A 20,672-nucleotide genomic window follows, 5' to 3' on the forward strand; every position below is an offset into this window, starting at 1 on the left:
GATGGAGACCCGCCGGAACCGGGCGAATGTCCTAGTTCTCATAGTCTTCCGGGCTGGTACCGCGGCTGTTCTTGCGCCTCGGCGCCCTGCCGCCGCTTTCCGCCGCCCGGGCCTTTCGCGCCTCGAGAATCTCGGTGCGCCGTGCCCGCCGGACGCTGGCGCTCTTTCCCATGCCGCCGAGTGCGGCGCGCAGCATCTTGCCCCTGGAACCACCGGCTTCGCGCACCGCCATCGCGGCCCTGAATCCGTCGCGGAGAACCCGGCCTGCCAGGCCAACCCTACTGCCGGGGGAGGGTAGGGGGCTTTGGGGGGAGGATGACGAGCCGCCATCCCCGGAACCACCACCGCCGCCACCGCCGCTACCGCCCAGCCCCCGGGTTCGCCCGGAAAGACGGTCGTCGCGTCGGTTCTGGCGGGCAATCGCACTCTGGCGCATGCCATTGAGCGTGGACCACATGACGCGGCCGGGCGACGCGCCAGCCTTGCGGGCGGCGTTCGCCACCTGCGCGCCGTCGCGGATGCGCTGTGCGCCGCGGAAGGCCATTCCGGGGCCGCCTTTCGCCGCGAACGAAGCCGCCGCACGTCCCAGGCCAACGCCTGCCGCTCCGATCGCCGAACCGGATATGGTTTGGCCCATCTCCGGTAGTTTCCACAGCAGCACGAACGCGGCCACCATGACGCAGGCGAACATCAGATAGGCTTCCTTGTTGTTGCTACCGGCATTGCTTTCGACAAGCAGGCTGCTCGCGAAGAACAGGACAATCGAGGTCAGGGCCGCCAGCAGCAGCGGGATGACGAGGAAGCTGAGCACGAAACGGCTCCAGGCTTCGAAATACTGCCGCGTCTGCTCCATCATGAGCATGCAGATGGCGAGCGGCGCTAGGCTGAGCGCCATCATGAAGCCGATCTGTGCGATCATCACGATGATCGTCGCGACCGCGGTCCAGATGCCGCCGATGATGCCCATCAATATGCCGAGGCCGATATTCTTGAACGTCAGCCCGAGATTCGTGATGGACGTGTCCCTGAAGAAGTCCCCCGCCATCCAGAAAAGGGCATGGCTAAACTCGTCCATCGCCGTGTACTGGTCCGTTATGCGCCCCGGATCGAGAATGTCCGTGCGATGCGTGACGGCCGCGAAGTTCCCGGCGACGGCTTTCACCAGGAGAGCCGCGTAATGGTCGGGAATTTCGGTGATAAGCGTATAGATCCCGTTGAAGTTCTCCCATACCAGGGCGAACGTATAGATCAGCATGTATCTCATGCCCCACATGAGATATACCGAGTAGTTCACCGGCCTGAATTGCATGATGTGGTTCAGGGCAACGAACAGGACCGCGATCAGGGCGACGGACTTGAGCAATACTCCGAGGGGAGCCGAGACGGCCGTAAAGACCAGCTCGAGATACTCCATCAATGTCGTCTGCATCAGATCGGTGAGATACGAGATCATCGGAAATTCCTGTTGAAATCGTCAAAATTCAGTATCTCGTCGGCGTCCGCCTGAACGCCGGCCGCCGACATGAAGTAGAACCCTGCCAGCGTCGTCAACGCGGCTTGGCTGCGCAGCAGTTCGTTGAGCTGCTGCGTGAGCTCGATGTTCACCCGCGTGTTGATGTCCATGCTCGTCTTGAGATCCGGGCTGGCGCTGAGCGCGGTGATATAACCGTCGATCCGGCTCATGCTCTCATTGGAGCGCTTGTAGGAACTCTCCGCGGTCGATGCCGCGACCGCGCCATGCGCGGCCATATGGGCCACGACGACCTGGTTGAGTGAGCCCTTGCTCTGATAGTCGAAGGCCGGGCCGAGTTTGTAGGTCGTGACGAACTGCGAAAAGGCGGTCGCCACGTCGGTCGGGCCGGCCACGCTTCCCGCGAGGCCTTCGTTCGCCATCTCCCGGAGGCTGAGCCCGCCGTCGCGGGCCGTCACCTCGTCCGGCCCGTTGGCGAGCGGAATGGTCTTCGCGCCGGTCATCGCGGCGAGCTGCGCATTCGTGGTGTCGCGAATGAAGCCCAGGAGGCTGGTCATCGACTGGGAGGAGGCGAACAGTTGCGAAATGCCGCCGCCGATCACGCGGGAAAGCTCGACCACGTACATGAGCTGGCGGATGGTGTCTTCGTCATGCGATTCCTGTTCGCTGCTCGTGGCGGTCGGGACCGTCCCGATCGTCGGAAGCGGAATGGGCGTCACGACCGCGCTCTGCGCGTTCACTATGGTCGCCAACGGCCCGACCGGAGACAGGACGAGCGCCGTCGACAGCAGGACTGGTTTCAAGAGGGATTTCATGTGACCGCTCCGTTCTGTTGCGAGGGGATTTCCCAGTTGCATGCACAATTGTTCGTGCGCTCCTTCGGAATGCTCTGGCAGGCGCTCAGGCTGCCGATCAGCGCGAGCGCGATCAGGATCCGTGTCATCGCAACATCTCCATCTGAAAATCGGGCCGCTCCCGCCAGCCGGGCGACGCCTTGTCGCCGCGCCCGCCGCCAAGGATGTCGACGCCGCGGCCGATCGCGTTGAGCGCGAAGTCGAGCACGACGCTGTCGGTGCCCGATTTGAGCAGCACCAGGTGATTGTCGACATTGCTGGTCTGCAGGAAGGCGCTTTCCGTGGGGGTCAGGTTGAGCGGCTCGAGTTCCGCTTCCGTGTTGTAGGAGCTCGGATAGACGAGCCGGGTGACGGCGCTTTCCAGGATCGCGTCGCCGGCGGCACTGTTGGTGAGGTGCGAGACGCGCTGGGTGAGGAGGACGACCGCGACGTTCTTCTTGCGCATGGTCAGCATCCAGTCCTTGAGGCGAAGCTGGAAATAGGGGTCGTCGAGCAGCTTCCACGCCTCGTCGAGCACGAGGAGTGTCGGACTTTCGTCCTCGACGAGGCGCTCGATGCGACGGAAGACGTAGCTGAGCCACGCCGTGCGCACGGTGTCGTTGTCGAAGATCTCGGTAAGGTCGAAGGCCGTGATACCGCTGTCGAAGGCGAGCGGATCGGAGCCCTTGCCGCCAAACAGCCAACCGAACTGGCCGGTATCGTCCCAGCGCCCGAGCCGGTTGTAGAGATCACCGTCATCGTCGGTCGCGCGAAGCTGGCTGCGGAATTGTTCAAAATTCTGCAGACGCGGGTCGGCCGAGGTATTGGCCTGGACCGCATCGTTGAGCGCCTGGAGCTGGATCGGGTTCAGATGGCCGCCCTCGTTGTCGGCAAGCGCCGTCAGCCAGTCGGCAAGCCATGCGGCACCCCGGTTGTCGGCCTCCGCGCGCATCGGGTTGAAGCCGGTCTCTTCCCCCATGCGCACGGAAGAATAGCGCCCGCCCATGGCGCGGATCGCCATCTCGAAGCCGTTGTCCTTGTCGAAGACGATCATGCGGGCGCCAAGGCGCTGCGCCTGGCTCAAAAGGAAGGCCGTGCCGAGCGTCTTGCCCGAACCCGTCTGGCCGAGCACGAGGGAATGGCCGACGGTGCGCTGGCCGGGCTTGCCGGCGAGATGGAAATTGAAGCGGAAGGTTTCACCGCGGGCCGTCGGGAAGATCGTGACACAATCACCCCACGGGCATTTTTCCGGCGGATTGCCCTTCGACAGGCCGTGCATGGCGCACAGGCCGGCAAAATTCTGCGACGAGATCATCGCCGGACGCGTGCGGTAGGTGAAATTGCCGGGATGCTGGGCGAAATAGACGGCGCGTGCGGAAAAGTTCTCGCGCACGATGCCGGCGCCGGCATCCTGCATGGCGCGCGTCACATAGGCCATGGCCTCCTCGAGTTCGGCGAGGCTCTCGCAGAACAGCGCGATGCTGCAATGGTGGTCGCCAAAGACGATGCGCCCGGAGGCTACGTCGTCCTCCGCCTCCTCGAGCTGGGCCATGAGCGAGATGGCGGCGTCCTCGGCCGCCTTCATCTGCTTGCGCACGCGGGCGATCTTGCCCTGCGCCGTGATGTTGTCGATCGGCGTGAAGCTCTGGCTGACGACGGTGTCGTAGGGCAGGTTGAGCCGGTCGAAAATGCCGGGATAGGTCTCGGTCGGGTAGTCCTTGACGGAGACGATGGTGCCGTAGCGCTTGCGCGTCGGGTCGGGCGTGTCGCATTCGAAAACCCGGCCGCGAAAGGTGATCGGCGAGCTGGCCATGAGATCGGCCAGCGGCAGGAACTTGCCGCCGGGGATCAGCCGCCCGCTGGAACCGTCGATCAGCGTGCGCAACAGGCCGAGCCACTCGCCATCGGACACCGTGAGACGGCGCGGCTTTGCGTCGCCGACGCCGACCATGCAGGTGTTGATCATCTGGTCGAGGCGGACGGCGCGGACGGCAACCTCCTGGCGGCTGTAATCATCCTTGCCGCCGAACAGGCTGAGAAGCTTGGCGATGCGCTTGGGCGGGCGGATGACCATCGTCACCATGGTGATGCGGTCACGCAGGCCGATCGTCTGCAGATAGTCCTGCCAGCGGCGATCGATCTCCACATTGAAGGGATGGCCCTCGACCGGCTTGACGACCGGCCTGGTCTCGACGGAGATCCGGTGGACATAATAGGCGACGTCGCCACGCTGCTGGGCGATGAAGCGCGAAAAGGCGTTGCACAGCTCCATGGTCCGGCGGTTGTCGATCGTATCGGCATTGATGCCTTCGACGGCGAAGGACGCCATCAGGTCGCCGTCGCGCAGCATGAGCGTGCCGTCATCGACGACGCTGAGATAGGGCAGGCCGCTGACGAGGAGCTCGCTCCTGTCGGCGCGGTGATCCCGCACGCTGCGCGTCGCTTTCGTGAGGGGCGCTTCAAGCACGGTACACCACCCCTTCGCTCTTGAAGATCTCCGGGCTCATCCGGGTGCTCTTCACGGTGGCGATGAAGACGTCGATGATTTTCGGGTCATAGGCAGCAAGCGCGCGCAGCGCGGTGTAGCCCACGCCGCTCACCACGACGAAATAGATGAACGATCCGGTGAAGATGAAGCCGAGCATAACGACGCAGATCAGCAGGACCAGGTACATGATCGGCAGACCGGCAAAGGCGACCTCGCGCGTCAGGCCTATGAAAAGGGTCGTGGTTTGAATGGTCGTCACTCCCATTGGGTCAGCCGCTGCCAGCCGGTTCTGCCGGGGCCAAAGCTGAGCGATTTCGAACTATCGGAGCCTTGTCCGCTCCATGGTCGGAGAAGGCCGGCCCGCAGCCAGGGGACGGAACTGCGGGCCGGGGGCCGCCCTTCGTCAGGTGGCAGTGATGTTCTGCACGAAGGTGGCGGCGCCGAAGACGATGGCGATGCCGATGACGATCGACACGGCGAAGGTCCAATCCATCCGGCCCGTCATGAAGGAGAAGCCGACGGCCATGACCGCCAGCGCCGATATGGCAATGCCGATCGGACCGGTGATCGCCTCGACGATGGCCTCCAGGAAGGTGGTGACGCCGGCAAAGTCCTGGGCGGCACTCGGGCTGGCAAAAACCAGCGTCATGACCGCTGCCGCACCGGCGACACGCAGTATTTTCGTGTGATTGAGCTTATTCTTCAACATAGACATTTGTAAAACCCTCACTTTTTGCCGAAAATAAATAAATCTCAAAGTATAAACTGCATTCTGAAATCCAATATTGCTGGGTGCCGCCGTTACGCCGCCACCTTGCTTTCCTCCAGCACTGGAAGCTGCGGGCCATTCTCGTGCTGCTCCGCAGCGTCCTGCCCGCCATCGGGCGTGACAAGTGTCAGCGGCGCGCTGCCTTCGACGGCATCCGGGCGGCGGCCTTCATCTGAAGGCGAAGCCTGCTTGCGGTCCGGCGAAGCCCGCCGGCCGCCCGACAGATCGGCGATCAGGCTGCAGAAGCCCGTGACCAGAAAGGCAAAGGTCACCGCGGCAACGAGCTTTCCAAATGTCAGCTTGCCGGTAACCCAATCGGAAAAGGCAATCGGGCTCATCGTTGCCGCGAGGGCAGGGCGCTTCACCAGCGGCGTCACCACAGGCAATTTTGCCGGCTGTTTCGACACCACGCCGGACGCCTGCCTGGGCTCGGGCTCGGTTTTGCCGAGGCTGCGCCGCGCCAGCTCGCTCGCCACAGTCTGCTGCATCGCATGCGCTGCGGTCGCGACCAGCACATCGGGCTGTTTCTCGGGGGGCTGTTTCTCAAGCGGCTGTTTGTCGAGGCGTGCGACGACGAAATCGGGCAGCGGATCCTGCCGGATGTCGTGCAGGACATCGGCGATGAACTGCCGTGTCTTGAGATCGTCCGGAAGGGCGCCCTTTTCCTGCACGGCGACAGCGCCGGCATTGTAGGCTGCCAGCGCAAGCGCCGGAGACCGGAATTCATCCAGCAGACCGACGAAATGCGTCGCCGATGCCTCGAGGTTCTCGCGGGCGGAAAACGGATCCTTGACGCCGAGATCACGCAGCGTCTCCGGCTTCAGTTGCCCCAGCCCCTTGGCGCCTTCCAGCGACACGGCCCGCTCGTTGAAGCTGCTCTCCCGGCGGATCAGCGCGACAAACAATGCGGCAAAGGCTTCCTCGCTCAATCCCGCATTCTCGACGCCGGACGCCTTTGCATGGGCAAGGGCGATATCGACGGCGGTGTCGCGCAGCGCCTGCTGGGCTTTCGACAGTTCGCCGACGAAGACACGCGGTTCCGGCAGGGTGGAGAGGTCCGGTGGCGCCGGGGTTGCCTTCAGCGGCTTGTCGTCCGTAGCCGACGCCGGCGTGCCGTCCGCGTCCTTTTCCGGTTTCTTCTCCGGCTCCTGCCTGGGCAGGATTGCCGACGCCTGCGCCAGCTTGAAGGATGCCTTCTGCACCGTCGCGGTTTCCGGCGTGCCGGCATAGGCGGCGAGCTGGATCATCGTGTTTGCTTGCGCCCGCCGGGGCGTCTCTTTCAGCACCGTCGCGAAGGCGTCCTTTTCGACGGGCGCGGTTTCGTCCACCGCCAGCGCCGTCAGCAGGACGTCGACGTTCGGCTGTTCGTCGGGCTGCGCCACCCGCGCAGTGACGTAAAGCGGATGCGGTTCGCGCAGGATCTCATGGAAGATATCCGCGACATACTGGCGGGTCTCGCGATAGGGCGGGATGCCGCGATACTTCTCCACGGCGCCCGGGCCGGCATTATAGGCGGCAAGCGCCAGTTCGGGGGAGCCGAACTTGTCGAGCATGTCCGTCAGGTAGGTTGCCGCGCCGACAAGGTTTTCGTCGGGCGCAAACGAATCCTTCACCCCGAGCGCCCGCGCGGTCGACGGCATGAGCTGGCCGAGGCCGCGCGCGCCCACCGGAGAGACCGCGCGCGGCTCGAAGCCGCTTTCACGGTGCACCAGCGTGGTGAACAGCTTGATGAAGACCGGCTTATCGAGCCTGGCCTTTCGCACCCCCGGGCTACTGGCAAAGCGCAGGCCGACATCGGCCGCTTTTTCGCGCATCGCAATCTGCCGCTCGGAAAATTTGTTCGACAGCCGCTTCGGCGCGGGAAGCTTCAGCTTGCCGTTGAGAAGCCGGACGACCTCCAGGCCGCCCGTCGTGATGGTGGTCGTCCCGGCCGGCGGGTCGTCGCAGATGGAGGAGGGAGGGGAGGCATCCGCTGCCAAACTCGCACCGGCCGGAACGTCTGCTGCGTCTGCCAAAGGCGACAGACTGGATAGGATGATCGAGGTCGGGACGGCCTGCTGGCCATCACCGGGGAGCGACGCGCCGGACGGCACGCCACTCCCCATCGCAACAACTTTTCCACTACAGGTTTGCTCAAATACACCCGCCTGGACACCAGGTACGTGCCCAGCCAGGAATGCAGTCGCCGCCGAAGCATAGACTGCCGGAATCAATTTACGACTATTCTTTCTACGTACTTCTGAAATGGAAGACATATAAAGATCTTTCAAAAGGAATATAATATTTCTTCGTAAAATATATCCTTAATATAGATCGCCAATTGTGGCGAAAAAATGGCAAAATCTATCACGCAATATAAAGAACATGTAATACCGAAATACGAAATTCACTCTATACTTTGCATTTTTCCGTATATTCGAATTCTTATTGGAGAAAATTCTATAGTATTCCGCCTTAAATAGGCTGTGCGGTCGCCGTCGTTGAGGACAACCATGGAAAGGCGAGCGTCTCGCTCACGCCAGCCATTTCAGGCGCGCGACATCGCGATGCGGAACGGTTCAATCTGAGAGGGAAGACGCGGTGCGGGGGGTGTGATCGCGCAGCCGAAGACGCGCTTGCTCGCTACGGCAGGCGGGACATATTCGATCCGGGTGAGGGGGCACCGTTCATCTTCAGCGATTCTGCGGTGGCGGTGAAGGAGGGCGACTTGATGGTGCCGCCCCCCTCGCCCCTACTCGAAGAACGACAGATCGATCGCTTCGGCCATGGCGCGGTAGCCGGCGTCGTTGGGATGGATGTGGTCGCCGCTGTCGTAAGCCGGGCGCAGACGCGTCGGCCGAGCGGGGTCGTGCATCAGGGCGTCGAAATCCATGATGGCATCCGCGTCGCACTCGTTGCGGATAGAGTGGTTGACCGCCTGGCGGATGCGCTCCTTGGCGCTCGTGTAATAGCCGCCCTTCGGGAATTCCGGGTTCGTCCCCTCGAAGGGCAGCAGGGTGCAGAGCATGGTCTTGAGCCCGGAAAGCCGGGCGCGGGCGATGAGCTGCTGGTAGCCCGCGATCATCTCGGCCGCGCCAACCGCCTCGTGTCCGCCCGCCAGGATCGTGTTGGGCCAGACGATGTCGTTGATGCCGATCAGGATGACGAGATGGCTCACGCCGCCATAGGACAGGACGTCGCGGTCGAAGCGCGCCACCGCGCGGCTGCCGCGGCAGTCGTGCAGCAGGCGGTTGCCGCCGATGCCCTGGTTGACGACGGCGATGTCTGCCTGTCCCTCCCTTGCGGAAAGGCGCTCGGCGAAGACGTCGGGCCAGCGCCGGTCAGCGTCGATCGACGAGCCGTAACCGTCGGTGATGGAATCGCCGAAGCACACGACCGCCCGGGCATCGGCGCTGGCGCGCACATAGATGGCCGACAGGAGATAATGGCTGGTCGTCGTCTGCTGCACGATCATCTCGCCGGCCGATGTGAAGTCGCCGGGCACGGAGATGTAGGTCGTCTGCTGCGCTTCGAAATGATGCGTCTCGACCGGGACGAGGCCTTCGCCATGAAAGCTGAGCGCAAGCCGGCTGAAGGCGCGCAGCTCCATCTCCACGGGGTCGCAGATGACGGACGAACCGGGATGGATGACCGTGGAACGGCTGCCGCCGAAGGTCAGCGGCCGGCTCGTCAGCGGCTCGATACCGCCATGCTCCGCCGCATAGGCGAGGCTGACGGCGTCAAGGTGGATCGGGCTCCTGCCATAATCGTTGGTGAGGCGGATGACGACGCCGGACCCTCCTATGCTCAGGCGCGCCACTTCGCGAACCGTCTGCCCGAAAAAGCCCGATAGCGGGGCGTCAGGGCCCCAGACATTCATCGGCGCAGCACTCCACGATGCGATCCAGCGCGTCTCCACCAACTATCCTCCCGAAATAATTTGAATATGCGTATGGGTAAGCTTGACGTTCCGCGTCGTCAATAAATAAAACAGACTGAATTAAATATTGGTCGTTTCGACAGAAGGCTGGCAGACAGTGACCGGACATATCCCAGGAACCACGGTGCTTCGCGGCGCCCAGTCGGCGGACAGCACGCGCCCGGGCACCAACCACGTTGCCCTGCGCGCCGTCAACGAACGCCTCGTCCTGTCGCTGATCCGCACGCATGGCTCTCTCTCCAAGGCGCAACTCGCGGAGCTGTCGGGACTTGCCGCGCAGACCGCCTCGGTGATTTCCCGCAGCCTGATCGATGCCGGCCTGCTCCTCGCCGGCTCGCCTGTGCGCGGTAAGGTGGGACAGCCCTATGTTCCGCTGAGCCTCAATCCCACCGGCGCCTCGTTTCTCGGCGTGCATGTCGACGCGCGCGAGATCCGCACGGCGCATGTCAATTTCGTCGGGGAGGTCATCTCGGAAACCAGCGCGCCGGCAGAGCGCCTCGATCTTGATCACCTGGTGAAACACGTGCACGCCCGGGCAAGCCGGATTCGGGAGGAATGCGATCCGGACCAGCGCGCCCGCTTCCAGGCCATCGGCGTCTCCCTTGCAAGCGGCATCCTGTCCGGCGACCGGTCTGCGGCCGCATGGAACGAAATCGAGCAAGCGCTTCAAAAGCTTGGCAGCGCGCTGGATTTGCCGGTCACCGTATCAAGCGACGCCCTGGCCGCCTGCAGCGCCGAGCTCATCTATGGCCTCGGCCCGACGGTTCCGGATTTCCTCTACGTCTTTCTCGACGATGCGGTCGGCGGCGGGCTGGTGCAGGACAGGCGCATCCGGTTTTCCCGCGGCGATGCAGGCCCCAACCTTGGAAAGCTTCTCGTTCCAAGCGGAAAGGCCCGGCCGACGCCACTGCGCAACCTCGCCATCGGCGATGACGGCACGGCGAACGCGATCGGCCTGCTCGCCGAGGGCATTGCCTATGCCATCGCGAACTGCGCCGCGCTGATGCCTTGCCAGACGGTGATCGTCGACGGGCCACTGCCGGCGCACAAGCTGCGGCTCGTCATGGCCAAGCTGCGTTCGGCAATCGCCCAGCTGGATGTCCCCGACGCCGCCCACATCGCCGCGCGGGAGGGATCGATGGCGCGCAAGTCGATCGCAATGGGCGCCGCCTGCCTGCCATTGCTGGATCGCTATTACCCGGACGACCAGTTTTCGCACGCGGCAGGCGGTTAAGCACGGCCCGTTTATCGGGCCGAACCGCGTTTTAGACCACAGCTATTAATTCAGAGTGATTTAGTTATTGACAGAGGTGGCGCTTCTGGAGGACATTGCTCCTGCGAGGGTCGGAGGAGCCTCAAGTCAGATTGTGGCGCATTGCCGCCAGGACTCGATCAAACGGAGGAGGAAAACAATGTCACAGACACGCTCTGTATCAACAGGCATTTCCGCAGTCATGGCCGCGGCGCTCGTCGCCGTGACGGCATGGACAGGCGGTGCAGCGGCACAGGACAAGCCATTCGCCGGCCAGCGGCTTTCGGTGCTCATGGTGGGCCACCCCACCACCGATGCCGTGCGCAAGGCCTTGCCCGATTTCACCGCAGCGACCGGCATCGAGGTCGATCTCGAGGTGGTTCCGGAGGCTGATTCCGTTCCCAAGATGATGCTCGAATTTTCGGCAGGATCCGGCCGCTACGACGTGGTGGAGGCCAGTTCGATCCATATCAAAGGCTTCGTCGGCGCGGACTACATCGTCCCGCTGGACGACTTCGCCACCAAATACGCCGCGTTCTACGACAAGGCAGACTTCGTTCCCAGCTACCTGACGCCCAACATCGTCGATGACAAGCTCTACGGCCTGCCGCTGTTCGGCGAAAGCTCGTTCCTGATGTACCGCAAGGATCTCTTCGAGCAATACGGCATCGCCGTTCCCAAGACATTCGACGATATCGAGGCTGCGGCCAGGACCGTGAAGGAAAAGTCGAACGGCGAGATCGTCGGCATCACCATGCGCGGCCAGCAGGGCATTCAGGGTGTCTATATCTGGGCCTCCTACCTCTGGGGCATGGGCGGCTCGTTCCTCACCGACGACGGCAAGTCCGCACTCGACACGCCGGAGGCCGCCAAGGCACTCGACACCTTCGCCCGCGTCCTTCGCGACTACGGTCCGGTCGGCGTCGCGAATATGGGCTGGGAGGAAAACCGCCTGCTCTTCCAGCAGGGCAAGGCCGCGATGACGCTCGACGCGACCGTCAACGGCGCCTTCAACGAGGACCCGTCCGTCTCGACCGTCGTCGGCAAGGTCGGCTATGCGCCCGTTCCGGTCCAGACGGCAAATGCGAAAGGCGGCTCGTCGTCGCTCGCCGTCTTCAACCTCAATGTCGCGAAAGCATCGCAACAGCAGGAAGCGGCCTGGCTCTTCGTCTCCTGGGCGACGTCGAAGCAGCAGCAGATCCATTCCCTCGACACGGACCCGAATTCCGGCGTGACCTCGCTTGCCGCCATGGACAGCGAGGCGTTCAACAAACGGTACGGCACCTTCAAGGAAGCGATGCTGGCCTCGCTGGCGAACGGCAACCCGCAATATATTCCGACCGTGCCGCAGGCCAACGAACTGGTGAACAACACCGGCATCGCCGTCTCCAAAGTGCTCGCCGGAACCGCATCGGCCGCCGATGCACTCAAGGAAGCCAATGAGCTGAACAACGCGGCCCTGACACGATAGGGATCGCGGTGTCCCGTCGCGCACCCTCCCAGACGCGACGGGAACTTTGACAGGAAGAGACATTGGAATGCACCCTATTTCCCGAAATCCGACACGCCTGTTCTACCAGCCCGTCATCGGCTTCCTCGCCCTCGCGGCCTTCGCGCTGCTCGGCTATGCGCTCTGGCTTTGCCTGCACAACATCTACCTGATGGGCACGAAGGGCACGCAGTTCGTCGGACTGCAGAATTTCGTCCGCCTCGCAACCGACTGGCGCGGGCTTCAGGCCCTCTGGCGCACGGCCCTGTTCGTCGCTCTCGCGACCTCGGCTGAAGTCGTCCTCGGCATCGCGATCGCGCTGTTTCTCGACAAGGAGTTCCGCGGAAAGAAGCTCGTGCGGGCCGTGATCCTCGTGCCGATGATCATGACGCCGGTCATTGCCGGCCTGACCTGGCGTTTTCTCTTCAATGCCCAGTCCGGCATGATCAACTACTGGCTTTCGACCGTCGGAATCGCGCCGGTCGACTGGCTCGGCAATCCCAATGTGGCGCTCTACGCCGTCCTCGTCGCCGATATCTGGCAGTGGACACCCTTCGTCGTGCTGCTGGCGATGGCGACGCTCGAGACCATCCCGAAGGATCTGGTCGAGGCGGCGCGCATGGATGGCGCAAGCGAGATTCGCGTCATCTGGCACGTCATCCTGCCCATGCTCCGGCGCACGCTCGCGGTTGCAGCACTCATCCGCGCCATCGACAGCGTCAAGGCGTTCGACCTCTTCTACATCATGACGAAGGGCGGGCCGGCGCTGTCCACCGAGACGCAGAACCTCTACGGCTACACCGTCGCCTTCACCAATTTCGACATATCCTACGCCATGACGATCGCGCTGTTTCTGACGATCGTGACGAATATCGCGCTGCTGCTGCTCAATCGCTTCGCGATGCCGAAGGGAGTGCGCTGATGCTGCGGAAAATCCTGTTCTATTTCACTCTCGCGCTGATCCTGTTCGTGACGCTCTTCCCGCTCTACTGGGTGGTGACGACCTCGATGAAGACGATGCGCGACGCCTTCGCCATGCCGCCGGTCTGGCTGTTTTCGCCGACGCTGGAAAACTACGGCAAGATATTGACCAACCCGGCTTTCCTGAAGGGCTTTGCCAACAGCCTGGTCATATCGGTGACGGCAAGCGTTCTGGCGATCGTGGTCGCGGCCTTCGCGGCCTACGGCATTGTCCAGCAGGGACCGGCCCGCCGCCGGTCGATCGAAGGCTTCGTGCTGTCGCTGCGCATCGCACCTGCCATCCTGTTCGTTATCCCGACCTACTATCTCTCGATGCGCCTGGGGCTGCTCAATTCCCATGGCCTTCTCATCGCCGTCTATGCCTTCATCAACATCCCCTTCGCCATCTCGCTGCTCGTCACCTTCTTCGAGGAGGTCCCGCGGGAGATGCGGGAAGCCGGGCTGATGGATGGCGCCGGTGAACTGCGCGTCTTCTGGCACATCGTGCTGCCCGTGGTGCGCGGCGGGCTGGTCGCAACCTTGATCCTGTGCGTGCTGTTCACCTGGAACGAGTTCTTCATCGCGCTCGTGCTCAGCGGCCGCGACACGCAGACCTTGCCCGTCACCATCACCTCCTTCCTGACCTTCCAGGGCATCGAATGGGGCGCCCTCACCGCCGCCGCCACCCTCATCATGCTGCCGATGATCATCCTCGGCATGCTGGTCCAGGGCACCGTCGTACGCGGCATGGCCGCCGGCAGCGTGAAGGGGTAGGGCAGGGGTTTTACAAAGGCACGGAACGTTGCCGTCCGGCACAATACCAGCCTGCGTCGCGACAAAATCTCGGAATACTTGGCTTGACCGGTGTTTGTGGTACCATGAATGTTGCTTGGCAGGGCTATCCGCGCTGCCAAGCGCAGATATTTTGATACCGATTTCAGCATGCTTATTAAAAATTTCTTTCATCACGTTTTTAGCGAGATTCGATATGTGTGGAACTTTTCTATGTTTCCTTGCGGCATTGTTGGCTTTTGAATCCGGCTGGGACCGGGACCGCTACAAGGCCGGCATCATCCAGGACTCCCAGCTCACCGAATGGGCCAAAGGGCCCGTTCAAACGCATTACCCGGGCTACACAAGCTGGTCGCAGCTGACCGACGCGGAATGGGAGGCCATGTCCTACCGGTCGATGAATTCACTCGGCTTCGTCGGATTTCAGTTCGGCGAGGCGCTGCTCATCGATCTCGGCTACTACAAGGACGACACCTATTATGGTGCCGGCGCCGCGACCAACACCTGGGACGGCACCTGGACCGGCAAGAACGGCGTCAACTCCCTCGACGACTTCATGACCAAGCAAGCGCAGACCGTCGCCATTCAGGAGGCGTTCGGCTACAATCTCCAGATCCTGCAGAACCAGCTCGGCGTCTACGGCAAGTCGCTCGACGACTTCATCGGCCAATCGCGCACCTACACGCAGAACGGCCAGCAGGTGACCGTCACGTTGAGCCTGACCGGCATCCTGGCGGCAAGCCATCTGCGCGGCGCCTGGGGCACCGCGGCACTGCTGCTCGACAATGCGGTCAGCACCGACGAGAACGGCACGTCCATCCTCAAATATATCGAGCAGTTCGGCGGATATGAATCGCCCAGCATCGAGCAGCTGATCGCCCGCCATGAAGGGCGGGTCGTCGGCGATGAGGGGCTCGGCTCGCTGCTGCTGCCCAATGTCGAGGAACCCGACAGCGTAACGGTCGAGGAGAATCCGCCGGAGATCCCGGAAGTCATCGCCATCGTCGACGATCCCCCGGTGACATCCGGCGACGGCAAGACCATCCAGCTTGCCTATAGCTGGGGCCAGTTTTCGACCATCGACGACTTCGACCCGAAGGAAAACCGCATCGACTTCGGCAGCCTGCCTGGCGCAGACGTGCTGATCGAGGAGGTCGGCTCCGATCTGCGCATCACCATCAAGAACAATGGCGGCAGCGGCTATCTGCTGAAGGGCATCCAGGCCGAGGACCTGTCCGTCGCCAGCATCACCGCGCCGGCATGGAATCCGGTGGTCACGCAGGGCGGCGGCATTGGCGACCAGCTGCGGAGCCTTGGCGCCACATTTTAACACGCCGCCGTTTTCGCAATGCGCCTGCGAAATACGCTGGACGCCCGTCGGAGCTTCACTTCCGGCGGGCGTCCAGTCGCAACATCCCTGACGAATAGGATACTCCTGCGAGAACGGGGCAGGGACCTTGATGCAGCCCCAGCCTATGTACGACGTCGCCTCCGAAAGTGCACTCAAGCGCACAAGATACAGCAGGTCATCACAACCGCCCGCGTTTTCAACGAAGTGGTTCGGGCGCGCGACGGTCGTATCCGCTAGGGTCTTGTCCGGCAGCGGGAAATGCGGCGACGCCGACCATCGCCTGGGGCCTGCGTCGATCCCAAACTACAGCAGCGATCCCCAGGAGCCGGCCTCGGCGATCAGCAGCTTCATGATTTCGCGGTTGTAGGACGGATCGGATCGATCGGTGCTCGCCATGCGCAGGGCAAGCAGGCCGGCCAGCCGGTGAAGGCTGCCCTCGTCGAGGGCGGCGCCGTGATCGTCGACGAAACGCCGGAGGGCAGCCCTGGCCTCGTTGACCTGCCGCACGGTCGGCGGGACGCCGGCCCCGCTTCCTCCGGCGACGTCACCGGCCAGCTCGGCATCACCGATGAGTTCGGCGAGCGGCACGTCGCAGAAACGGGCGAACAGCTCGATCTTGTCGATGCTCCACGGATGTCCGGCCTGATCGTTCAGAAGCTTGCTGACGGCGCCCTGCGAAATGTTCAGGTAGGCCGCAAGGTCTTCCTGCGTCCGGCCGTGAAACCGTTTCTGCCGTTCCCATTCCTGCTTGATATTCAGCTTGGTCCGCTGGGAGATCCCGTGCCAGGCAATACTCTTGTCGTTCACGGCTTTATCGCTTCCGCCCGTCGCTTTTGCGCGCGCACCGTCATATGTCGAGAAGACCGTCTTCTCCGCATCCATTCTTCAACCTCCCGCAGCCGGTAGAATTTCAGCTTTGGATAGCATGCCGCATTATTATAATCACGAAACAATAATGCCACACACAAGCCGTTCATTTCAATGAAAATCGGACAAGACTTGTTAAAAACACTCAATTCCGTACAGTAAAAATTGAAAATACTACAACCAGCCCGAGAAACAAATTTCTATAGTCCTCGACACTCGCCTTCATCTGGACTGTATCTGCTTTTTCATCCTTCCCAGTGTCGATCCTGTCTTGCGGGCCAGCAGGAAAGGAATGTTTGCGGCGGCGACCGTGTCACGCCGGCTGCGCTGCCCGCCCGTGTGACGCGAGCTTGTCTCGCCCGCTGCTAGCCCCTTGACGTTCCTGGAACCGGCCAAAGACGCTGCGGGCCAGATGAAGCTCGCCGTTCTTCGCCTTCAGCGCCAACCCGCGCAGATAGCCGCCCGGCGACGACACCACGCCGTCGGAATATTTATCGGTGATCAGGGCAAGCGCCGCGGCCGCCTCCTCGCGGCTCATGGCGCGCTGTGCCACGGCCCAGGCGTCTTCGGAAATGCCGATGATCGGCCGGATCCGGTCGGCAACGGCGACGAGGTCGCGCCAGCTGTTGATATGGCCGGCAATGCCATGCGCCATGTCGGCAAAGACCGGGCAGGCATAGAGGATCGAGCGGATGGAGAGTTCGCCCGGCGTGCGCACCGGCTGCCGCTCCAGCCTGCTCGCGCCGCTGGTTGCTCCAGCGGCACTCGCTCGCATGCCTCCCGTCGGCGGCTCACTCGCCACCGGCGTTTCTGTCGCATGGTCCATGCCGTTACGGTTTACGGATTGAATGTCGTTTGTAATTCGTATGTGAGGGGCAGAAACGGCGCCCGTGGGGTTCATATTTGCCGGATTCCGGTTTGCTTCGACGGCCTCTGACGCGGCCTCGGCCGGCGTCTCTGCCATCTTGCGCAACGCCGATTCCGCCTCGTCCCTAAGTAGCTCGAACGACTGGTGGAGCCGGGAAAGGGCCGCCGTGTCCCGCGCGCCCTGCCGGAGCGCCGCCAGCAACTCTTCATAGCGCGGCCCGATGCCGCGCCAGAACGTATCTGCCCGGCCCGCCGGGTCGCTGTCGAGGAGCGCCGCCACGGTCCGCCGCAGAATGGTGATCCCGCGCCGCAGATCCTTGACCTGGTTCCGTTCGGCCTGCAGCGCGGCGTGCTGCGCCTCGAATTCTCCGGTCCTTGCGGCCAGGGGCGACAGGTCGAAGCCATAGGCCTCGATGATCCTGCCGTCCTTGTCCCGGTGGCCCCAGCGCTTGCCGTTGGAACTGTCGCGGTAGGCGATGAGGCCCGCTTCGGAGAGCCTGCGCAGGTGCCGCTTGACGGCGGAAAGGGAATAGCCCGTGCTCTCGATGAGATAGTCGTTGGAGGGCCAGACGATGGGCCGCGCGCCGGTCTCCCAGTCGCATGGTTTCGTGAAGACGGCGAGCGTCTCCAGCAGCATGAGATCGCCCGGCTTGAGGCCGATGACGTGGGCAACGCGGCGGAGCGCCAGCATCGCCTGGTTCTTGGGTACAGCAAGCTGCTCGCCGTCCTTCGCAAGCCCATTGGCTTTGCAAAGGCCCGGCGTCGGCTTGCGCCAACCGGATTGGGTCATGGATTTCCTACCTCCGTTGTTGAAACGAAGGCACAACAAGCCGTCGCCCGGAGACCCGGTCGCTTGACAAATTTTCGGGGAAGTGATTCTCTTTCAATTGCGACATATCAAGAGAGCTTCCGGAAATTCGTTTCTGGGAGCTTTTTTGTGCCTGCGGTTAACGTGCCTCCTCCTTGGGACCCAGCGCGTTCAATCCGGTCCGCCGGACGCCACCGCGCTGGTATGTTCTCGCGCCTGCGGGGCAGCCGCCTAACGATCCGTCCGGCCCCAGGCGGCCTTGATCAGGCCTTCGATTTCCGCCCCGACAGTCGTCAAGGATTCCATGGCGCGGTCGTAGGCGTTGCGCTGGAAATTGTCGCGCCCCAGTTCATAGAGCGTCTGCCGCACCAGGGCTGCCTCGGAGATCGCCGCCGACTTCACCGTCGGCGCCGTCAGCACGCGCTCACCGAACTGGGCGCGCAGGAACGCGGCAATCTGCGTCTGCACCCCGTCGGTCGGCTCGTATTGCGTGATGAGGTAGCGCAGGAACGAAAAGTTCGGTCCACCGCCCGCCTTGCGCGCCACCGACATGAGATCCGAGATCATGTAGAGGAACTGGCTCATCGAGGCGACATCCAGCATTTGCGGATTGACCGGAACGATCACGCCCGTCGCCGCATAGAGCGCGCTCAGCGTGAGAAAGCCGAGCTGCGGCGGGCAGTCGAGGACCACCACGTCATAATCGTCGCCAACCATGGCGATCGCCGTCTGAATGCGGCCGAAGGAGCGTTCGCCGGCCGCGCTTTCCATGTCGGCATGGCGCATGGCGAGGTTGCGCGGCGTGGCATGCTCGAACTCCTGCAATTCCAGGCTGCTCGGGCTGAGGTCAATGCCGGGAAAATGGGTCTTGTGAATGACCGAGCCGAACGGCACCTGCTCTTCGTCGTAGCGGATGGCGCTGTAGATCGATGCATTCGCGTTGGGATCGGCATCGGCCTGGTGCCCGAGCAATGCGGACATGGAGGCCTGCGGATCGAGATCGATCGCCAGCACGCGATAGCCATGCAGGGCGAGATATTGCGCAAGATGCGTTGCCGTCGTGGTCTTGCCGGAGCCGGACTTGAAGTTCGTCACGGCCAGGACCTGCAAGTGTTCGCCGGCACGCGCATTGCGATGCGGCAGATAGTACCTGGCCTTCGCGCCGCCTTGCGCCGCGAGATGGACGCGCAGCGCGTTGATGTCGTCCAGCGTATAGCCCCGCCGGCCGGTCTGGCTGATATTGGAGGGTTGCGGGCCGTCGCCGGAAAGAGACAGTTGCCGCAGGTAACCATCGGACACGCCGATCAGGCGTGCCGCCTCGCCGGACGAGAAGGTGCGAAGGCGCCGTCTGCCGGCCGGGGAAAAGAGCCTTTGCCAGATACCGGACAATTGGCCGGAGAGGAGGGCGGCATCGGCCGCCGTCTGGACATCGACCGGAACCGTCTCGTCGAACCAGACGTCGGGTCTGCCGTTCATCAGGTAGCCTGCCTGTGGCATGGCACCACTCGATTCAAACACCGTCATTGCAATCTCCCTTGTCTTCCGGCCGCCAGGACATGGGTCCGGCTGCCCTTGAACCATATCTGCCCAACCCGCATGGGGTCGGCACGCCGCGATTGGAACAATCCGATTGTTCCAAGGCATGTCCTGCATCTATGCCAATCAGGAATATTTCTGCACTTTTTTTACCGGCTCACGCCGGCCGAAACCTCAATCTTCTGCACGCTGCAAACGCCACTTGTCGTCTAAAACAGCATGCACTACAGAATGCGCCTGCGAGAAAATTAAAAGCAATATACTGTCGAATATAATTCTTACTTCCGGTGAACTTCAACAGCAAGTGCGTTGTATTCACTCTTGGATACTATTGTATTGTAACGTTACCATCGGCATTTAGTAGGCAATACTCACGGATAATTGCGATTCATGACGCAATTATTCATTCGAAATGTTGATTCTCAATTGGGGCATTTTTTCGACATAATGGGCAATTGCTCATTATAGAGCGATTACCCAGGCCCCTTTGCTGCTGGACGGACGCCGTCACAGGCGGGGCGCAGAACGGCCAAAGCCGTGGCCCCGCGCCGATCGGCGGCCGGCCTATTCGGGCAGGGGCGGGCCGATCAGGAGCGTGCCGTAATCGGCGGCAAGCTGCACCACCTCGGCGGGCGGCAGGCCCGGCATGCGCAGGAACAACGCCTCGATGCCGCCGGGCGAGAAGATCGTCAGCAACCGGGCCGGCCGGCCGCTCCGGTTGCGCCAGGCGTGCGGGGTGCCGGAGCGGATGAGAACCTGGCTCCCTTCGCGCAGGGTCGATATCTGGCCATGCACGGAAAAGACGACTTCGCCCTCCAGCACGCGGCTGATCTCGTCCTCGGCATGGACATGCATGGGCGTCGCCGTACCACTCTCGGCGATGTTCTCCAGGATGCAGAACTTCCCGTCGACCTCGCGGGAATGAAGGCGCACCGTCAGGCGTTCGCCGGGTGTCGTGTCGAGCCATGTCTGCTGGTCGAGGTGGTATCCGACATCGCGGCGCGGTTCCGGACGGCCTGCCGCACCGGCATCGTCATGTCCGTCGCGCCGCGAGCCGGCAATGTGCGTGAGACGCGGCCCGTCGCCGGCAAACGGCGCGATCGCAACCCCTGTCATCTTGTGCATGATCTATCTCCCGTCCTGTTACGGGAAAACATGTAGGAGTTGCAAGCTACCGGCAGGCTTCAGCCGCAGGGAGCTGCGTTACGACTGTAACAAAGGGCCGGTTTGGGCGGGTCGCGGGCTCGCTTGAGCATTGCAAAAACGCCGG

The 20,672-nt window shown here is 62.7% G+C and carries 17 protein-coding genes; 5 read left to right on the top strand and 12 right to left on the bottom strand.

Annotation, left to right across the window (positions count from 1 at the left end):
- Positions 1-31 precede the first annotated feature (31 nt).
- From GR138_RS27515 to GR138_RS30915, 8 genes are all read right to left on the bottom strand, one after another.
- Positions 32-1,453 carry a TrbL/VirB6 family protein gene (locus tag GR138_RS27515; RefSeq protein ID WP_160862464.1) on the bottom strand — a complete coding sequence of 474 codons (1,422 nt, stop codon included), beginning with the start codon at positions 1,451-1,453 and terminating at the stop codon, positions 32-34.
- A complete protein-coding gene (locus GR138_RS27520) occupies positions 1,450-2,286 on the bottom strand; it encodes a type IV secretion system protein (RefSeq protein ID WP_160862465.1) in 837 nt (278 codons plus the stop codon). Before GR138_RS27520 ends, GR138_RS27515 begins: the two co-directional genes overlap by 4 nt.
- Positions 2,283-2,414 carry a hypothetical protein gene (locus tag GR138_RS30865; RefSeq protein ID WP_261005543.1) on the bottom strand — a complete coding sequence of 44 codons (132 nt, stop codon included), beginning with the start codon at positions 2,412-2,414 and terminating at the stop codon, positions 2,283-2,285. The genes GR138_RS27520 and GR138_RS30865 overlap by 4 nt, the downstream gene beginning before the upstream one ends.
- A complete protein-coding gene (locus GR138_RS27525; protein ID WP_338091186.1) occupies positions 2,411-4,771 on the bottom strand; it encodes a VirB4 family type IV secretion/conjugal transfer ATPase in 2,361 nt (786 codons plus the stop codon). The genes GR138_RS30865 and GR138_RS27525 overlap by 4 nt, the downstream gene beginning before the upstream one ends.
- Positions 4,764-5,051: a VirB3 family type IV secretion system protein gene (locus tag GR138_RS27530; protein WP_261005541.1), complete on the bottom strand. Its 288-nt coding sequence runs from the start codon at positions 5,049-5,051 to the stop codon at positions 4,764-4,766. The genes GR138_RS27525 and GR138_RS27530 overlap by 8 nt, the downstream gene beginning before the upstream one ends.
- A gap of 144 nt (positions 5,052-5,195) precedes the next feature.
- A complete protein-coding gene (locus tag GR138_RS27535) occupies positions 5,196-5,507 on the bottom strand; it encodes a TrbC/VirB2 family protein (protein WP_160862466.1) in 312 nt (103 codons plus the stop codon).
- Positions 5,508-5,593: 86 nt separating this feature from the next.
- Positions 5,594-7,666: a transglycosylase SLT domain-containing protein gene (locus GR138_RS27540; RefSeq protein WP_160862467.1), complete on the bottom strand. Its 2,073-nt coding sequence runs from the start codon at positions 7,664-7,666 to the stop codon at positions 5,594-5,596.
- A 626-nt stretch (positions 7,667-8,292) separates the two neighbouring features.
- Complete coding sequence (locus GR138_RS30915) at positions 8,293-9,459, bottom strand: GDSL-type esterase/lipase family protein (protein ID WP_160862468.1); 1,167 nt, start codon at positions 9,457-9,459, stop codon at positions 8,293-8,295.
- Between the two features lie 118 nt (positions 9,460-9,577).
- Here GR138_RS30915 and GR138_RS27550 point away from each other — a divergent pair, with 118 nt between their 5' ends.
- The 5 genes from GR138_RS27550 (at position 9,578) to GR138_RS27570 (ending at position 15,303) form a co-directional block, all read left to right on the top strand.
- A complete protein-coding gene (locus tag GR138_RS27550; protein WP_160862469.1) occupies positions 9,578-10,714 on the top strand; it encodes an ROK family transcriptional regulator in 1,137 nt (378 codons plus the stop codon).
- Positions 10,715-10,892: 178 nt separating this feature from the next.
- Positions 10,893-12,203 (top strand): ABC transporter substrate-binding protein, encoded by a 1,311-nt coding sequence (locus GR138_RS27555; RefSeq protein ID WP_420853726.1) that lies wholly within the window; start codon positions 10,893-10,895, stop codon positions 12,201-12,203.
- Between the two features lie 67 nt (positions 12,204-12,270).
- Positions 12,271-13,143, top strand: a complete 873-nt coding sequence (locus GR138_RS27560; protein WP_202402886.1) for a carbohydrate ABC transporter permease — start codon at positions 12,271-12,273, stop codon at positions 13,141-13,143.
- Positions 13,143-13,955: a carbohydrate ABC transporter permease gene (locus tag GR138_RS27565; RefSeq protein ID WP_246200770.1), complete on the top strand. Its 813-nt coding sequence runs from the start codon at positions 13,143-13,145 to the stop codon at positions 13,953-13,955. Before GR138_RS27560 ends, GR138_RS27565 begins: the two co-directional genes overlap by 1 nt.
- A gap of 250 nt (positions 13,956-14,205) precedes the next feature.
- Entirely contained in the window at positions 14,206-15,303 is a 1,098-nt protein-coding gene (locus GR138_RS27570; RefSeq protein ID WP_160862470.1) for a calcium-binding protein, read from the top strand.
- A 324-nt stretch (positions 15,304-15,627) separates the two neighbouring features.
- Here GR138_RS27570 and GR138_RS27575 read toward each other — a convergent pair whose 3' ends face one another.
- From GR138_RS27575 to GR138_RS27590, 4 genes are all read right to left on the bottom strand, one after another.
- Entirely contained in the window at positions 15,628-16,206 is a 579-nt protein-coding gene (locus GR138_RS27575) for a helix-turn-helix domain-containing protein (protein WP_160862471.1), read from the bottom strand.
- A gap of 298 nt (positions 16,207-16,504) precedes the next feature.
- Complete coding sequence (repC, locus tag GR138_RS27580) at positions 16,505-17,848, bottom strand: plasmid replication protein RepC (protein ID WP_160862472.1); 1,344 nt, start codon at positions 17,846-17,848, stop codon at positions 16,505-16,507.
- A gap of 249 nt (positions 17,849-18,097) precedes the next feature.
- Entirely contained in the window at positions 18,098-19,342 is a 1,245-nt protein-coding gene (gene repA / locus GR138_RS27585; protein ID WP_246200780.1) for a plasmid partitioning protein RepA, read from the bottom strand.
- A 624-nt stretch (positions 19,343-19,966) separates the two neighbouring features.
- Positions 19,967-20,527, bottom strand: coding sequence for a cupin domain-containing protein (locus tag GR138_RS27590; protein WP_160862473.1), 561 nt, complete (start codon positions 20,525-20,527; stop codon positions 19,967-19,969).
- Positions 20,528-20,672: the final 145 nt, after the last annotated feature.

This window comes from Shinella kummerowiae (genome assembly GCF_009827055.1).
GTDB classification, from domain to species: domain Bacteria; phylum Pseudomonadota; class Alphaproteobacteria; order Rhizobiales; family Rhizobiaceae; genus Shinella; species Shinella kummerowiae.

Coding starts and splice junctions, on each gene's coding strand:
- GR138_RS27515 (WP_160862464.1), bottom strand. CDS start 1,453: ATGATCTCGTATCTCACCGATCTGATGCAGACGACATTGATGGAGTAT.
- GR138_RS27520 (WP_160862465.1), bottom strand. CDS start 2,286: ATGAAATCCCTCTTGAAACCAGTCCTGCTGTCGACGGCGCTCGTCCTG.
- GR138_RS30865 (WP_261005543.1), bottom strand. CDS start 2,414: ATGACACGGATCCTGATCGCGCTCGCGCTGATCGGCAGCCTGAGCGCC.
- GR138_RS27535 (WP_160862466.1), bottom strand. CDS start 5,507: ATGTCTATGTTGAAGAATAAGCTCAATCACACGAAAATACTGCGTGTC.
- GR138_RS27540 (WP_160862467.1), bottom strand. CDS start 7,666: ATGGGGAGTGGCGTGCCGTCCGGCGCGTCGCTCCCCGGTGATGGCCAG.
- GR138_RS27555 (WP_420853726.1), top strand. CDS start 10,893: ATGTCACAGACACGCTCTGTATCAACAGGCATTTCCGCAGTCATGGCC.
- GR138_RS27560 (WP_202402886.1), top strand. CDS start 12,271: ATGCACCCTATTTCCCGAAATCCGACACGCCTGTTCTACCAGCCCGTC.
- GR138_RS27565 (WP_246200770.1), top strand. CDS start 13,143: ATGCTGCGGAAAATCCTGTTCTATTTCACTCTCGCGCTGATCCTGTTC.
- GR138_RS27575 (WP_160862471.1), bottom strand. CDS start 16,206: ATGGATGCGGAGAAGACGGTCTTCTCGACATATGACGGTGCGCGCGCA.
- repC (WP_160862472.1), bottom strand. CDS start 17,848: ATGACCCAATCCGGTTGGCGCAAGCCGACGCCGGGCCTTTGCAAAGCC.
- repA (WP_246200780.1), bottom strand. CDS start 19,342: ATGAACGGCAGACCCGACGTCTGGTTCGACGAGACGGTTCCGGTCGAT.
- GR138_RS27590 (WP_160862473.1), bottom strand. CDS start 20,527: ATGCACAAGATGACAGGGGTTGCGATCGCGCCGTTTGCCGGCGACGGG.